Genomic DNA, 14,483 nt, shown 5'->3' on the forward strand with positions numbered 1-14,483 from the left:
CCATCTTCCCCATGACTGCATCTCCATGTTCAGTTTAGGAAGAATAGGTCTTTCTTTGTTTTGTCTCCACCCTCTTTACGAGTAAAGAAAAGTGACATCTCACACGTTCCAAAACGGCCAACACCGTACAGCCGCGCCAGCAGCTAGAGGCATTAAAACCCCGCCCACAAACGTCACCCCCGCGTCAGCGGGCTACAAGCACGCGTGCCCCCCCCAACGCCCCGTCCGCCCCGCCCCAAGAAATCAAGGACTCAAAGCCGGATGCTTCAACGCATGCGCAGTCTCCGCCAGATGCGCGCGAAAACTCCCCTCATCCCGCTTCAACCCCAACTCACCATACCGATAGGCCATCGCCAGCGCCTGGATCGATTCCGGATGCTCGCGCTCGGCCGCGGCCTCGTACCACGCTACCGCGCGGGCCTCGTCGCGCGGCACGCCTGCACCTTCACGATAGGCATTGGCCAGCATGAACATCGCCTGCGGCACGCCGGCATCGGCGGCCAGCTCGAACCAGCGCGCGGCCGCGGCCGGGTCCGGCGCGCGGCCATAGCCGCCGCGGTGCAGCAAGCCGAGGTAGTACGCAGCCCCGGTATCGCCCGCCGCGGCGGCCAGCTCGAAGTGGTGCCAGGCCGCCTCAGCGTCGGGCGCGCGCTGCGCCTCGCCGAGGAAAGCCGCCTTGCCCAGCACAAAATGCGCGCGCGCATCGCCCGCCCCGGCGGCCTGCTTCAGCCAGTCCCGGCCTTCGGCATGCGCCGCCGCATCCCCGCTTGCCCACAACGCTTCGCCAAGCGAGGCCTGGGCCGCGCCCTCCCCCGCCCGCGCCGCCTGGCGCAGCGCCGCGAGCGCCTCTTCGTCTCCGGCCGAGCCGGCCCGCGTCTGCCACTGGGCAAGCTGCGCGTGGCGCGCGCTGGCATGCTCGCGCCACGCCGATGCCCCGCCCACGCAGCCGGCCGCCACCGCGACCGCCACCAGCGCCGCAGCGATGACCGGATGCAGGCGGCGCTGACGCCCGTGGCGACGCACAGGCGCGCTGCATGCCGGCGCCGTCCTTCCCTTCATTGGCGTATTCGTTGCCGTGCTCATTGCCGTGGTCATTGCCGCCTTACTGGTTGAGGTCGACGCTGTATAGCGACAGGTTCTTGGTGGTGTCGTAGCTCGCCTGCTCCAGCGCGATATTGGCCAGGCCTGCGGCTTGCGCCTGCGCCAGCTGGCCTGGCGCGGAAGCAAACACCACCTTGCCGGCCGTGGCCACCTTGGTGAAGCGCCAGCTGCGCGCGCCGCCGTTGATGGCGCGCGTGATGGCGCCGGCCTTCTTGATGTAGGCGATCAGCACATCGCGGCTGGCGTCCGGCGAGGCGTAGACCGTCTTGCTGCCGTCCAGGCCGGGGAAATTGCCGCCGCCGCTGGCGCGGTAATTGTTGGTGGCCACGATGAACTGCTGGCTGGCGTCGAGCGGCACGCCCTTGTACGCGAGGTTCTTGATGCGGCTGCCCTCCGGCTGCGTCACGTCGATCTCGTACTGCAGGTCGGGCGAGGTGAACATGTCGAAGTTATAGCCGGGGAAGCTGCTGATGAGCGGCTGGTCGGCGGTCTTGGCCGGATCGATCAGGTTGAAGCGCTTGGCGGCGGTCTCCAGCCAGGCCTTGACGTCATTGCCGCTCACCTTCACCGCGTAGATGGTGTTGGGGTAGAGGTAGAGATCGGCTGCGTTGTTGATGGCGAGGTTGCCGGACTGCACGTCGGTGTAGTCATTGCCCCCGCCAAAGCCGCTCTTGAACGGCGCGGAGACGGACAGCACCGGCAGCGCGGCCAGCGCCGGCAGGTTGGCGGCGATGTAGTCCTTCACGTAAGCCGCCTGCGCCTGGTTGACGATCTGGATCGCACCGGGATCGCCCACGTCGGCGAAGTACGTGCTCATGCGGTAGTCGGTGGTGCCGATCGGCGTCTTCACGTAGGCGATGGTGGCCTGGTGCTCCGCATCGACCGCGGCCGCCACGCTGGCATCGGCCGCCACATAGCTCTTGTCGGCATTCTGGATCGAGCGCGCCTGGACCGTGGTAGCGCTCTTGTCAACCACCCAGCGATTGCCGTCATGCGCGAGCTGCAACTTGATCACGCCGAGGCGGCGGCCCCAGTAGTCGGCCATCACGGTAGGCACGCCGTTGACCGTGCCGCGCACCTTGTCCACGCCCGGCAGGTTGAACTGCGCCACCGTGCTGGTGGCATCGGGGAAGACCTGGTGCGAGTGGCCGATCAGCATGGCGTCCACGCCGGCCACCTTGGACAGGTGCCAGCTGCCGTTCTCCATGGTGGGCGAGTACGCGGAGGCATCGAGCCCGCCGTGCGAGATCACCACCACCAGGTCGGCACCCTTGGCGCGCATCTCCGGCACGAACTTCTCGGCGGTTTCCTTCACGCCCTCGGTGTAGACCTTGCCGTCGAGCCAGCGCTTGTCCCAGCTCATGATCGCGGGCGGCGTGAAACCAATGATGCCGACCTTGACCGGCACCGTGACGGTGTTGCCGTCGGGTCCGGTGGCGGTGATCTGGCGGGTGATGATGGTGTACGGCTGGAACAGCGGCGCGCGCGTGCGCACGCTGTACACGTTGGCCAGCACCTGCGGGAAGGCCGGCCCGGCGCACGGCGTCTGCACGGTCGGGTCGGGCAGGCCATCCACGTTGAAGCGGTTGCCCGTGACCTGGTTCAGATAGCCCAGGCCGTAGTTGAACTCGTGGTTGCCGATGCCGCCACCGTCGAACCTGGCCGCGTTCATCACCTTGTACATGGCCAGGGTCTCGCCGCACTTGAGCGGGTTGACCTGGGCCTGGTAATCGGCCAGCGCGGTGCCCTGGATCGTGTCGCCGTTGTCCAGCAGCAGGGTGTTGGGAAACTCGGCGCGCGCCTGCTTGATCAGGGTTGCCACGCGCTCGAAGCCGAAGGATTTGTCCTCGGCCAGCTTGAAGTAGTCGTAGCTGCGCACATTGGTGTGCAGGTCGGTGGTTTCCAGCAAGGCCAGTGTGGCCTTGGTGCCGGCCGAGACGCTATCGGCCTGCGGCGTGACACCCGTGCCCGTGCCGGGGCTGGCGGGGCTGTCATCGGAGCCGCAGGCGGCCAGCAGCACGGTGGCCACGATGGCGGCGCCCAGCGCGGCCACGGTGGGCACGGCGAGGATCGGGGACGAAGCGGGTGCGGCGCGCGCGGATAGAACGTCGGTCGGACAGCGGTGCATTTGTGGCTCCCTTCTTTCTTGTTGTGCCTGGAGCCGGACATTGTCCCGAGCGCAAATGGCAACAGAGTGACGCGCGCGTTACACCACCGTGACGGCGGGCCGCCGGCAGCAGGCGCACCCGCACGGCCCGCCGATATGCCCTGTCCTAACCCAATGTGCCATTGACGCCGCGTTATATACCGTCATATATTGCGCATTTGGCGGGCACATCTGGCGGGCACATTCCGGCCTGGCTCGCCTGCTATCCAACCCGCTTCCGGCCACCCGCGCCCCGCCATGTCCATGCTCCCGATTTCCGCTGCGTTGCCTGCCCAGTCCCGCCAGCCGCGCGCCGCCTCGCTGGCGGCCGGCCTGCTGCTGTCCGCCACCCTGGCGCTGTCCGCCCCGGCCGCCTTCGGCGCGGACCTGGTGGTCTCCGCCGCGGCCAGCCTGACCAATGCCTTCAAGTCGCTCGCCGAATCCTACGAACGCGCGCACCCCCAGACCAAGGTGATCCTCAACTTCGGCGCCTCCGACGTGCTGATGCAGCAGATCGTCAATGGCGCGCCGGCCGATGTGTTTGCCTCGGCCGACCAGGACGCGATGAACAAGGCCGTGGCCGAACGCGTGGTGCAGCCCGCGTCGCGCCGCGATTTCGCCGCCAACCAGCTCGCGCTGATCCTGCCGGCTGACAGCAAGCTGGAAGCGGGCAAGCTGCAGGACCTGACCCGCCCCGAGTTCAAGCGCGTGGCCTTCGGCAACCCGGCGTCGGTGCCGGTGGGCCGCTATACCAAGGGCGCGCTGGAAGCAGCGGGCGTGTGGGATGCGGTCTCGGCCAAGGGCGTGATGGCGCAAAACGTGCGCCAGAGCCTGGATTACGTGGCCCGTGGCGAAGTCGATGCCGGCTTCGTGTTCGCCACCGATGCGGCGATCATGCCGGACAAGGTCAAAGTGGCGCTGCGGGTACCGACGCGTCAGCCGGTCACGTATCCGATCGCCATCACCTCGCACTCCAAGCAGCCCGAGCAAGCCGCGGCATTCCTCGGCTACGTGACGTCACCGGAAGGGCAGGCGGTGCTGGCCAAGTATGGTTTTCTCAAGCCGTAATCCGTAGCCGTAGGCCGCAAGCCATAATCCCTGATCCTTGCCCGCGGCCCCGGCGCCCGGGCGCGCCGCCAACCTGAATCCACCTTGCCGCCTGCCTGGCTCCGCCGGCAGGCGTTTATGCTGATGACCTCCCTGGAAGCTGTCTGGGTCCCGCTGTCGCTGTCGCTCAAAGTCGCGGGCTGGGCCACTGTGCTCAACGCCGTGCTGGGCGTGGGCGCGGCCTTTGCACTGTCGCGCTGGCGATCGGCCGCGCGCGACGTGGTCGACGCCCTGCTCACGCTGCCGCTGGTGCTGCCACCGACCGTGCTCGGCTACTACCTGCTGGTACTGGTCGGGCGCCGCGGCGTGTTCGGCGAGTGGCTCGGCCGGCTCGGCATCGAACTGGTCTTTACCTGGCAAGGCGCGGTGCTGGCTTCCACCATCGTGGCCTTCCCGCTGGTGCTGAAGTCGGCCCGCGCCGCCTTCGAAGGGGTTGACTCGCAGCTCGAGGACGCCGCGCGCGTGCTCGGCACGTCCGAGGCCGGCATCTTCTTTCGCGTGACGCTGCCGCTGGCATCGCGCGGCATCATCGCCGGCGTGCTGCTGGCCTTTGCCCGCGCGCTGGGCGAGTTCGGCGCCACGCTGATGGTGGCGGGCAACCTGCCCGGGCGCACGCAAACGCTGTCGGTCGCCATCTACGAAGCCGTGCAGGCCGGCGACGACAACACCGCCAACGTGCTGGTGCTGGTCACCTCCCTCACCTGCGTGGTGCTGCTGGTGGCCGCCGGGCGGCTGGTGCCGCCCACCCGCAAAATGTACCGGTAGGCCGCCATGACCATGCAAGTCACCGTACGCAAGCAGCTTGGTTCCGCCGACCGCCGGTTCGGGCTGGATATCGCCTTCGATTCGCAAAGCAAGCGCATTGCGCTGTTTGGCCCCTCCGGCGCGGGCAAGAGCCTGACGCTGCGCGCCATCGCCGGATTGCTCACGCCGGACAGCGGCCGCATCGTGCTCAACGGCCGCACCCTGTTCGACAGTGAGACACATGTCAACGTGCGTCCGCAGGAGCGGCGCGTGGCCTACCTGTTCCAGGACTACGCCTTGTTCCCGCATCTGACGGTCGCGCAGAACATCGCCTTCGGGCTGGAGCGGGGCTGGCGCAACCCGCGCCGCAATACGCACCACCCGGAAGCGCAGCGCTGGATCGATGCGTTTGGCCTTGGCGCGATCACCGGCAACTATCCCGGCGAGATCTCTGGCGGCCAGAAACAACGCGCCGCGCTGGCTCGCGCGCTGGCGGCGCGGCCCGATATCGTGCTGCTGGACGAGCCGTTCTCCGCGCTGGACCCGGCGCTGCGCATACGCATGCGCGCCGAGCTGCGCGCGCTGCAAGCCAGCCTGGAAGTGCCCATGCTGGTGATTTCGCACGACCCCGACGACGTGGAGGCCCTCGGCGACCATGTGCTGGAAGTGCGCGAAGGCCGCATCTTTGGCGCCGCGCCCGTGAAGGGGCATCCGCAGGTGTACGCGCCCGTCTCGGCGCACGTGGTCTGAGGCTGGCTCAGTGAGGTCGGCTCAGTGAGGCCAACTCAGGCCCCGGCCGCGCGCAGCAGGTCGACGTAAGCGGTTTCGATTAATTGCCCTCGCGTTATGCCCAGCTTGCCTAGCAGCGCATGCGCCTCGGCAATGCCGGCCTGGGCCGGCTCGCCGTCGGCCAGCACCACCTCCAGCTCCAGGAAATCCCCCAGCCCCTCCACGCGGTCCAGATGCACGCGCGTGCGGCCCACCAGGAACAAGGTGCGCGCCTTGCGCACGCGCCCGCTCTCGCCCCAGGCCGCCGCCAGTGCGGCGCGCAGCGAATCGGGCTCGGCCGTGGGCGAGAGGATGTAGTGGCTCTCCTTGGGCCCCGCCTGGTCAGCGCGCGCGTAGAAGATCAACTGGCCTTCGCCGGAAGGAAAGACGCGCAACTTGAGCCGCCCGTTGGGGCAGGCAAAGAAGGTGTCGTCCTGCAGGATCAGCTCGGGGCCATGGTCGGCCAGCGGCGCGACCCGTGGCAACAGCGCGTCCACGCTGGCGATACGCGCCTTGATTTCTATGTTGCTTGGCATGGTCGTCGGTAACTCGGGAATTCAGAAAATCAGGCGAACAGCAGCTTGGCGGCAATCATCCACATGGTGATGCCGAAGGCGATCTCCAGCACGCGCCAGGCTCAGCCCATGGTGCCCAGGATCACGCTCGACGCCTTGAAGATCGCCAGCGCGCGGCTGCCCTCGGCAAGCCCCAGCGCGCTCACGCTGTCGTTGGTGACAATGGCGACCACGGTGCCGCCGCCATCCAGTTCCAGCGCCACCTCGGCATTGACGGCGCCCGGCAGCACGCGGGTCACCTTGCCAGGCAACTGGTTGCGCGCCGAAAGCCGCAGCCCGGGATCGGGCAGCCCCAGCAGGACCGAGGAAGCCTTGATCAGCGCGAAGGCTTCGGCGCCGGGCGCGAGGCCCAGCGTCTCCACACTTTCGTGGGTGATGGTGGCGACCACATGCTGGCCACCCGCGAGCGACAGCGTGACCTCGTCATTGACGGCGCCGCCGCGGATTCCAGCCACCTTGCCGAAGAGCTTGTTGCGTGCACTGGTCTTGATCATGAAACGCCGCATCAGGTGAAGGTCGTCCTGCGCCGTCTCGCTGACGTTGCCGAGGCTGGCAAGGTGTTCGACAAAGAGCCGGTGCTCGTGCTCAAGCGCGCGGTAGGTGCGGATCAGGCTGGCGGCGCGCTCGGTCAGCACGGTGCCGCCGCCGCCCTTGCCGCCGGCGGCGCGCACCACCAGCGGCTCGCCCGCGCTGTTGTTCATGGCGTCGATGGCATCCCAGGCGCCCTTGTAGCTCAGCCCGACCGCCTTGGCGGCAGCGGTGATCGAGCCGTGCTCGCCGATCGCGGCCAGCAGGGCGATGCGCTCGCGCCCGCCCCAGTCCTGGGACCCTGAACGAAACCAGATCGCGCCGTCGAGTTCTAGCATGCGGGAATGGCGCTACCGCGTGGCAGCGCAGCAAAGTGGCAGAAGCCGCTTATCTTAATGCCAAAGCGCGGCGGCGCGCGGCAGCCGCCCGGCCTCAACTTGCCAGCGCATCAGCCCTGGTGAGCCGGGATATACCAGCGCATCATGCTGCCGGCGAAGTACTGGCGATCCAGCTGGCGCAGCAGGCGCCACGCCTTGAAAGCATCGATATCCAGGTCGACCCAGGCCCAAGGGTGGTTCGGATCGCCCTCGCGCATCAGTTCCACGGACGTCACCGGTGCGTAGGTCGCCAGCTTGTCGCGCAGCATCTGTTCGGTCACATCGCGGTGCAGGCCCCGGATGAGTACCTTCATGTCTTGCTCCCGATATGAGGCAGCGCGCACGTGGCGCTCAGCGCGTGCCTGCGTTGTCTAGCTCATTGTAGGCGGCCCGACGCGGGCCGTGGGCCACGCATCGCGCCCTCGGCGGCAGTCAGCCCATGATGTGCGCGCCGCCGTCCACGTACACGGTGTTGCCGGAAATCCGGCGCGCGTAGGGCGTCGCCAGGTAGGCGGTGGCAAAGCCCACGTCCATGATGTCGACCAGCTCGCCCAGCGGGGCGCGGCCCGCGGCATCCGCCAGCAACTGCTCGAAATCCTTGAGCCCGGACGCCGCGCGGGTCTTGAGCGGCCCCGGCGAAATGGCGTGCACGCGGATGCCGCTCGGGCCGAGTTCGTGCGCCAGGTAGCGGCAGGAGGCCTCCAGCGCCGCCTTGACCGGGCCCATCAGGTTGTAGTTCGGCACCACGCGGTTGGCGCCCTCGTAGCTCATGGCGAACAGGCTGCCGCCCGCGCGCATCAGGGGCACCGCGCGCCGCGCCAAGCGCACGAAGGAATGGCAGGACACGTCCATGGCCCGCGCGAAGCCGGCCGCCGATGCATGGAGCAGCCCGCCCTGCAAGTCGTCCTTGGGCGCGAAGGCCACCGAGTGCACCAGCACGTCGAGCTGGCCCCATTGCTGGGTAATCCGCTCGAACAGCGCCTGCTCCTGGCCCGCGTCCTCCACGTCGAGCGGCATCAGGATCGTCGCGCCCACCGATTCCGCCAGCGGCGCCACATGCGGGTAGGCCTTGTCGTTGAGATAGGTGATCGCGAGCTCGGCGCCAAGCTCGCGGAAGGCCCGCGCGCAGCCCCACGCGATGGAATCCGCGTTGGCCACGCCGACCACCAGCACGCGCGCGCCCAGCAATGGGGGATTGGGTACTTGCACCATGATGTCCCTCGCTTAATGATTGCGCGGCCCCGATGGCGCCGCCCGCCTGGTTCAGGTGCCTGTCTTGACGTTGCGCCGCGCTGCAGGCTTGACCGTCTTGAGAGGCTTGGCCACCTTGCCCGGCTTGGCCGCGCCGGCCACAGCCGTGCTTGCCTTGCGAACGCGTGCGCTGGCCTCCGGCGAAGCGGCTTTGCGCACCGTGCGCGGCGTTTCCACGGGTGTGGGCGCCAGGGGTGCCGCGGCGGCGGGCTGCGCGGTTTGCCGCGCGGTATGGTCGGTGCCCAGCACGCGCGCCACCTCGCGGTAGCGCGCCAGGCGGGCGCCTTCGAGCGGCCCCACCACGGTCACGATGCGATGGATCGCCATCATGATGCGATGGCGCAGCGCGCTGTCCGGCACCAGCAGCGGCAGCGCGGCCACGGCCCGCCCGGCGTCCAGCCCCACGATCATGCTCTGCCGCCTGACCGCGGCCTTGACCGTGGCGATGTCCGGCTGCTGCTCCAGGTGCTCGCGCGCCATCTGCCGCATCAGGTTGAAAGGCCGCTCCTCGATGCTGGTGTTCTCGTCCGCCACAAAGCAAAGGATGCGCATAAAGGCATCGAGCGGCGTACCCTGCTCGATCCCCGCCTCGGCCTCATGGATGCGCCGCGCGGCCAGTTCCTGGCGCAGCGCAGCGCTCAGCGGCGGCGGGCCGCGCTTTTCGGCGCCAGGCGAGAAGCCCATCAGCGCAGACAGCCATGGCGACTGGTACAACGCCTCGAAGAGCTGCTCCTGGAAGGCGTCGCGCTGGTCGCGCCATGCGTCGAGCGTGCGCACGATGGTGTCGGACACCGCGCGCTCCAGCGTGACGAAGGGATTGTCCGGCGCCACCGGCTGGCGCGCCTCGCGCACCGACGGCGCCAGCGCGGCGATCCACGCCATCCACGGATTCGCGTCCGACGCCAGCGAGCGCTCCAGCCGCGCCGGGTGCATCTGCCGCATCGCGTAGGCGCTCAGCTCGTTGGATACGGCCTGCACAGCCGGCGAGGCGAAGGTGTCGTACAGGCGCTGATTGACTTCGGCCACGCGGCGCACCACCTCGAACGCACGCTCGTCATCGCGGCCATCGTCCAGCGCGAGGATGTCGTCGATGGTCCTGCGCTCGAAGCGCATCAGGTAGCGGCCTTCGATCAGTTCCAGGTGCGAGGTGCCCGGCGCGATGTCTTCGATGCGCGCCTCGTACAGCCCCGGCGGCAGCACGTCGATCAGGTCCAGCGCCGAGAACAGCTCGGTGTGCTCGCGATTGGCCACGCCGGCCGAGACGAAGATGCCGAGGTGCCCGACCTTTTCATGCAGGCAGTAGACGATGACCTGGTCGTTGGCGACGATCTCGTCGACGCTGGCGTAGAGATCGGGAATCCAGTTCAGCGCCTGCTGCGGCGGCGTGATGTTGTCGCCCCAGGAAGCAAAGACCACGATGGGCGAGCGCACATTGCGCAGGTCCACCGCGACGCTGCCATCGGCGCTGCGCACCTCGCCGGCGGTGAGGTGGTTGCCAACGAACAGGTTCTGCACGATCCAGTCGATCTCGGCGCGGTTGAGCAGGAAGTGCCCGCCCCACCAGCGCTCGAAGGCCAGGAAGCGCTCGCGCTCCGTATCCACCTGCGCATAGACGTCGTAGAGCTTTTTCCAGTACGTGTTGGACGGATTGAGCTGCTCGAAATTCTGCACCAGCCAGGCCCCGTCAAAGCGGCCATTGCCGAGATCCGAAGTCAAGGACGACAGCCACGAGCCGCCCAGCAGCCCGCCGCTGTAGCGCATCGGGTTGCGCCCGCGCACGCCTGACCAGTAGGCCAGCGGCGAACCGGCCAGCAGGATGGGGCCGACCAGTTCCGGCGCGGCGGCTGCCAGCATCATCAGTGCCCAGCCGCCCTGGCAGTTGCCGATCACGAACGGCTTGCCCTGTGCTTGCGGATGACGCTCGGCCACGGTGAGCAGGAACAGCGCTTCGGCGCGCGCCACGCACTCGATGGTCTGGCCCGGGCAAGGCACCGGGAAAAAGGTGACGAAGTAGCAGGGATGGCCGCTGCGCAGCGCGATGCCGATCTCGCTGTCGATCTTGAAGCCGCCGATGCCGGGGCCATGCCCGGCGCGCGGATCGATCACCACGAAGGGCCGCTTGGTGTCGTCGGTGACGATGCCGGGCGGCGGCAGGATGCGCAGCAGCGCGTAGTTGGCGGGTTGCGCCAGCGTGCGCGCGTCGATCACCACCTCGTGCTCGAAGATCAGCACCGGCGGCATGCCCTCGCGCTCGTGCTCGAAGGTCTGGTTGCCGCGCTCGCGCAGGATGTCGAGCAACAGGATGGCGCGCTGCCAGGCGTCATGCGCGTAGGACCACGCATCGGACAAGAGCGGTGGCATGCCAACGGCGGCGCTGCCGGCATGGATGGCGGGATCACGTGCGTTCACTCGGCTTCCCCTTCTACGTTCTACGGTGTGGCGCCGAAGGCAGTCGTTTCCAGGCGATCGCACGGAATTGCTGCCCTGCAGCACAGCACAATCTACCAGTCCGCATCGTGCTTGACAACCCGCTGCATGGGCGGATCCGGGGCCGGGATGACCTGGCGCAAGGTACACGCCAATGTCATCGTGCCGAAGGAAACATCGCCTATACTGGCCATTGTTTTTTGCGCGACGCAGCATGTCCGCGCGGTCGCACCGCAACCCCGACGCACCGGAACGCCGATGACCCACACGCCCGACAAGTACTCTGTCCTGCTGGCGCGCTGCCAGGATTTGCCCGCCATTCCCACCGCGGTGGCGCATCCCTGCGATGCTTCTTCGCTCGGCGGCGCGCTGCAGGCGGCCAGCCTGGGCCTGATCGTGCCGCTGCTGATCGGGCCCGAAGCGCGCATCCGCCAGGTGGCCGACGCCAACGCGCTGGACCTTGGCGACAGCGTGCTGATCGACGTGCCGCACAGCCATGCCGCCGCCGCGCGCGCCGTCGCGGCAATCCGCGCGGGCGAGGCCGAGCTGCTGATGAAGGGCAGCCTGCACACCGATGAGCTGCTGCACGAAGTCACCGCGTCCGCCACCGGCCTGCGCACGGGGCGGCGCCTTTCGCATGTGTTTGCGATGGACGTGCCGAGCTACCACAAGCCGCTGTTCATCACCGACGCCGCCGTCAATATCTTTCCCACGCTCAACGACAAGGCCGATATCTGCCGCAACGCGATCGACCTGCTGCGCGTGCTGGGCATCGAGTGCCCCAAGGTGGCCATCCTCTCAGCGGTGGAAACCGTGACCGACAAGATCCCCTCCACCATCGACGCGGCCGCGCTATGCATGATGAGCCGGCGCGGCCAGATCGAAGGCGGCATCCTCGACGGCCCGCTCGCGTTCGACAACGCGATCAGCCATGAAGCCGCGGTGACAAAGGGCATCGTCTCCGAGGTCGCGGGCGATCCCGATATCCTGCTCGTGCCCGACCTGGAAGCCGGCAACATGCTGGCCAAGCAGCTCACCTTCCTGGCCGGCGCCGAAGCCGCCGGCATCGTGCTGGGCGCGCGCGTGCCCATCATCCTCACCAGCCGCGCCGACAGCGTGCGCGCGCGCATCGGCAGTTGCGCGATTGCCGTGCTGCTGGCGCATGCGCGCCGCACTGGCCAGACGTCCAGCAAGATCTGAACGCCCCGGCGTCTCGGTCGCCGTCCCAGTCGCCGTCCCAGTCACAGTCAACGTCACAGTCAACGTCACAAGGAGGCTTGCCAGCGTGAGCGCCACCCATCCCACCATCCTCGTCGTCAATGCCGGCTCCTCCAGCGTCAAGGTCTCGGTGTACGCCGTGCCCGAGGCCGCGCACGCCAATGCCGACATCAACCCGGCGCTCAGCGCGCACGGGCAGATCGAAGGCATCGGCGTGTCGCCGCGACTGACCGCCAGCATGGCGGACAGCCGCATCGTCGCGGACGAACGCTTTCCGGTGGCGCAGGTGGCCGATCACGACGCAGCCTTCCGCCTGATCCGGCTGGTGCTCAGCATCGGCCTGCGCGATGCGCCGCCGGTGGCGATCGGCCATCGCGTGGTGCATGGCGGCGCGGATTTCTCCGCCGCCGTGAAGATCGACGACGACGTCATTGCCAAGCTGGAAGCATTGATCCCGCTGGCGCCGCTGCACCAGCCGCACAACCTCACGGCGATCCGCGCGGTGCGCGCCGCCGCGCCGGCGCTGCTGCAGGTCGCCTGCTTCGACACCGCCTTTCACGCCGGGCACGACCCGCTGGCGCAACTGCTGGCGCTGCCTTACGAATACTTCGAACGCGGCATCCGCCGTTACGGCTTTCACGGCCTGTCCTATGAGTACATCGCGCGCCGCCTGCAGCAGATCGCGCCCGACCTGGCACAGGGCCGCGTGATCGTGGCGCACCTGGGCAACGGCGCCAGCCTGTGCGCCATGCGCGACGGGCGCAGCGTGGAATCCACCATGGGCCTGACCGCGCTCGACGGCCTGCCGATGGGCACGCGCTGCGGCGCCATCGATGCCGGCGCCATCCTGTGGCTGTCGCAGCAAGGCATGAGCACCAAGGATATCGAGACGATGCTGTACCAGGAGTCAGGGCTGAAGGGACTGTCCGGCGTCAGCAGCGACATGCGCGCCCTGCTGGCCAGCGACGCGCCGCGCGCGCGCCTGGCGATCGATTTCTACGCCTATCGCGCGGCGCAGGAAATTGGCAAGCTGGCTGCCACGCTGGGCGGCCTGGATGCGCTGGTGTTCACCGCCGGCATCGGCGCCAACTCGCCGCCCGTGCGCGAAAAGATCTGCGCGCGGCTGGCAGAGCTGTTCGGCATCAGCCTGGACGCGGGCGCCAACAACGAAAACCGCCAGCGCATCAGCCGCGACAACAGCCGCGTGCCGGTCCTGGTACTGCCTACCGACGAGGAAGGCATGATCGCGCTGAATACCGCACGCATCATGATGGAGCAGAACGCGCTAGCGTAGTGCTCCCGAGACGCTAGAGCTAGCGTGCGAACGGCCTGCGTTTGCAATGCGGATTCGGCGCGCCCCGCCCCCGCATTGTTCTCCCCCTCCATCGACGTCAATTACTGGTTCCGCTCCGTGATGACGAGCGGGATGCGCATTTCGCCAACCGTCATGACCGCCTGCAGCGGCAGGGCCGAAGCCGGCAACGACGTCGCCGTGAACGCGCGCGATGGCGACGCGAAGCGCAGCCATGCCGGCAAGGCCGTTCCGTCCATTTGCGTCACCCTCACCTCGGCACCATTCGCGGCGCCAGGAATTGCCTGCGCGGGCAACGCAAACCGGAAGTGACTGCCTGGCCTGGCCATATCCTTTGGCACCGACACTGCAATGAGGTCCGACGGATTGCCAGTTGCCTTCAGGCTCACCGTGACCGTGATGCCATGCGGATCGTCGGCAGGCGCCCTCGAACCTGCGGCGGCGGTCGATGCGTCACCACCGCTGACGTTGCCGCCGGATGAGCCGCTGCTGCCTGACGACGAGGTGCCGTCGCTCGAGGAGCTCGAACCACCGTTCGATGTGTCGCCGCCGCTGGAACTACCGCCGGACGAGCCGCTGCCACTCGACGACGAGGAGCTGCCGCTCGGCGAGCTCGAAGCACCGCTCGACGTATCGCCACCGCTGGAGCTACCGCCGGAAGAGCCACTGCCGCTCGACAACGAGGAGCCGCCGCTCGACGAACTACCGCTCGATGAGCCCGCGCCGTCGATCGTGTTGCCGCCTGAGCTACCGCTGGAAGAACCACTGTTGCCGGACGATGAACCACTACCCGACGAGCCACCACCACTCGATGAGCCCACGCCATCGCTCGTGTTGCCGCCGGAGCTACCGCTGGACGAACCACTGTTGCCGGACGAAGAACCGCTACCCGACGAGCCGCTGCCACTCGATGAACCCTGGCCGTCGCT

Annotated in this window: 13 protein-coding genes and 1 pseudogene; 6 read left to right on the forward strand and 8 right to left on the reverse strand. The window is 68.1% G+C overall.

Going from position 1 to position 14,483, the window contains the following annotated elements; all coding sequences use genetic code 11:
* Positions 1-243: 243 nt before the first annotated feature.
* Positions 244-1,059, reverse strand: coding sequence for a tetratricopeptide repeat protein (locus AC1RQK_RS30615; RefSeq protein WP_492813070.1), 816 nt, complete (start codon positions 1,057-1,059; stop codon positions 244-246).
* Between the two features lie 43 nt (positions 1,060-1,102).
* Positions 1,103-3,229, reverse strand: a complete 2,127-nt coding sequence (locus AC1RQK_RS30620; protein ID WP_492375306.1) for a bifunctional 2',3'-cyclic-nucleotide 2'-phosphodiesterase/3'-nucleotidase — start codon at positions 3,227-3,229, stop codon at positions 1,103-1,105.
* A 282-nt stretch (positions 3,230-3,511) separates the two neighbouring features.
* On the opposite strand from AC1RQK_RS30620, the gene modA reads away from it, so the two are divergent.
* From modA to AC1RQK_RS30635, 3 genes are all read left to right on the forward strand, one after another.
* Entirely contained in the window at positions 3,512-4,315 is an 804-nt protein-coding gene (gene modA / locus AC1RQK_RS30625) for a molybdate ABC transporter substrate-binding protein (protein WP_492813186.1), read from the forward strand.
* Between the two features lie 132 nt (positions 4,316-4,447).
* Positions 4,448-5,119: a molybdate ABC transporter permease subunit gene (modB, locus tag AC1RQK_RS30630; protein ID WP_492813188.1), complete on the forward strand. Its 672-nt coding sequence runs from the start codon at positions 4,448-4,450 to the stop codon at positions 5,117-5,119.
* Positions 5,120-5,125: 6 nt separating this feature from the next.
* The gene (locus tag AC1RQK_RS30635) at positions 5,126-5,848 is read left to right on the forward strand and encodes an ATP-binding cassette domain-containing protein (RefSeq protein WP_492375305.1); all 723 of its coding nucleotides are present in this window, start codon (positions 5,126-5,128) and stop codon (positions 5,846-5,848) included.
* A 35-nt stretch (positions 5,849-5,883) separates the two neighbouring features.
* Here AC1RQK_RS30635 and AC1RQK_RS30640 read toward each other — a convergent pair whose 3' ends face one another.
* The 5 genes from AC1RQK_RS30640 to AC1RQK_RS30660 form a co-directional block, all read right to left on the reverse strand.
* Positions 5,884-6,402 carry a class IV adenylate cyclase gene (locus AC1RQK_RS30640; protein ID WP_492813073.1) on the reverse strand — a complete coding sequence of 173 codons (519 nt, stop codon included), beginning with the start codon at positions 6,400-6,402 and terminating at the stop codon, positions 5,884-5,886.
* A gap of 101 nt (positions 6,403-6,503) precedes the next feature.
* Positions 6,504-7,307, reverse strand: coding sequence for a TOBE domain-containing protein (locus tag AC1RQK_RS30645; RefSeq protein ID WP_492813075.1), 804 nt, complete (start codon positions 7,305-7,307; stop codon positions 6,504-6,506).
* A 110-nt stretch (positions 7,308-7,417) separates the two neighbouring features.
* A complete protein-coding gene (locus AC1RQK_RS30650; RefSeq protein ID WP_150988598.1) occupies positions 7,418-7,660 on the reverse strand; it encodes an RNA recognition motif domain-containing protein in 243 nt (80 codons plus the stop codon).
* A 118-nt stretch (positions 7,661-7,778) separates the two neighbouring features.
* A complete protein-coding gene (gene fabI, locus AC1RQK_RS30655; protein ID WP_492813078.1) occupies positions 7,779-8,558 on the reverse strand; it encodes an enoyl-ACP reductase FabI in 780 nt (259 codons plus the stop codon).
* A gap of 51 nt (positions 8,559-8,609) precedes the next feature.
* A complete protein-coding gene (locus AC1RQK_RS30660; protein ID WP_492813190.1) occupies positions 8,610-10,958 on the reverse strand; it encodes a DUF3141 domain-containing protein in 2,349 nt (782 codons plus the stop codon).
* Positions 10,959-11,282: 324 nt separating this feature from the next.
* Here AC1RQK_RS30660 and AC1RQK_RS30665 point away from each other — a divergent pair, with 324 nt between their 5' ends.
* Positions 11,283-12,224, forward strand: a complete 942-nt coding sequence (locus AC1RQK_RS30665) for a phosphate acetyltransferase (RefSeq protein ID WP_492375301.1) — start codon at positions 11,283-11,285, stop codon at positions 12,222-12,224.
* 85 nt (positions 12,225-12,309) lie between these two features.
* Positions 12,310-13,536 (forward strand): acetate/propionate family kinase, encoded by a 1,227-nt coding sequence (locus tag AC1RQK_RS30670; RefSeq protein ID WP_492813080.1) that lies wholly within the window; start codon positions 12,310-12,312, stop codon positions 13,534-13,536.
* Positions 13,537-13,637: 101 nt separating this feature from the next.
* Here AC1RQK_RS30670 and AC1RQK_RS30675 read toward each other — a convergent pair whose 3' ends face one another.
* Complete coding sequence (locus tag AC1RQK_RS30675) at positions 13,638-13,793, reverse strand: hypothetical protein (protein WP_492387226.1); 156 nt, start codon at positions 13,791-13,793, stop codon at positions 13,638-13,640.
* Positions 13,794-13,905: 112 nt separating this feature from the next.
* Between AC1RQK_RS30675 and AC1RQK_RS30680 the strand changes: the two are divergent.
* Positions 13,906-14,483 (forward strand): annotated as a pseudogene (locus AC1RQK_RS30680) (hypothetical protein); the annotation flags it as partial.

It is taken from the genome of Cupriavidus sp. GW822-FHT02D05, from assembly GCF_058802485.1.

What these genes read in the sequence shown, in the direction of transcription:
- AC1RQK_RS30615 (WP_492813070.1), bottom strand. Translation starts at nt 1,059, where the DNA reads ATGAAGGGAAGGACGGCGCCGGCATGCAGCGCGCCTGTGCGTCGCCAC.
- AC1RQK_RS30620 (WP_492375306.1), bottom strand. Translation starts at nt 3,229, where the DNA reads ATGCACCGCTGTCCGACCGACGTTCTATCCGCGCGCGCCGCACCCGCT.
- modA (WP_492813186.1), top strand. Translation starts at nt 3,512, where the DNA reads ATGCTCCCGATTTCCGCTGCGTTGCCTGCCCAGTCCCGCCAGCCGCGC.
- AC1RQK_RS30635 (WP_492375305.1), top strand. Translation starts at nt 5,126, where the DNA reads ATGACCATGCAAGTCACCGTACGCAAGCAGCTTGGTTCCGCCGACCGC.
- AC1RQK_RS30640 (WP_492813073.1), bottom strand. Translation starts at nt 6,402, where the DNA reads ATGCCAAGCAACATAGAAATCAAGGCGCGTATCGCCAGCGTGGACGCG.
- AC1RQK_RS30645 (WP_492813075.1), bottom strand. Translation starts at nt 7,307, where the DNA reads ATGCTAGAACTCGACGGCGCGATCTGGTTTCGTTCAGGGTCCCAGGAC.
- AC1RQK_RS30650 (WP_150988598.1), bottom strand. Translation starts at nt 7,660, where the DNA reads ATGAAGGTACTCATCCGGGGCCTGCACCGCGATGTGACCGAACAGATG.
- fabI (WP_492813078.1), bottom strand. Translation starts at nt 8,558, where the DNA reads ATGGTGCAAGTACCCAATCCCCCATTGCTGGGCGCGCGCGTGCTGGTG.
- AC1RQK_RS30660 (WP_492813190.1), bottom strand. Translation starts at nt 10,958, where the DNA reads ATGCCACCGCTCTTGTCCGATGCGTGGTCCTACGCGCATGACGCCTGG.
- AC1RQK_RS30665 (WP_492375301.1), top strand. Translation starts at nt 11,283, where the DNA reads ATGACCCACACGCCCGACAAGTACTCTGTCCTGCTGGCGCGCTGCCAG.
- AC1RQK_RS30675 (WP_492387226.1), bottom strand. Translation starts at nt 13,793, where the DNA reads ATGGACGGAACGGCCTTGCCGGCATGGCTGCGCTTCGCGTCGCCATCG.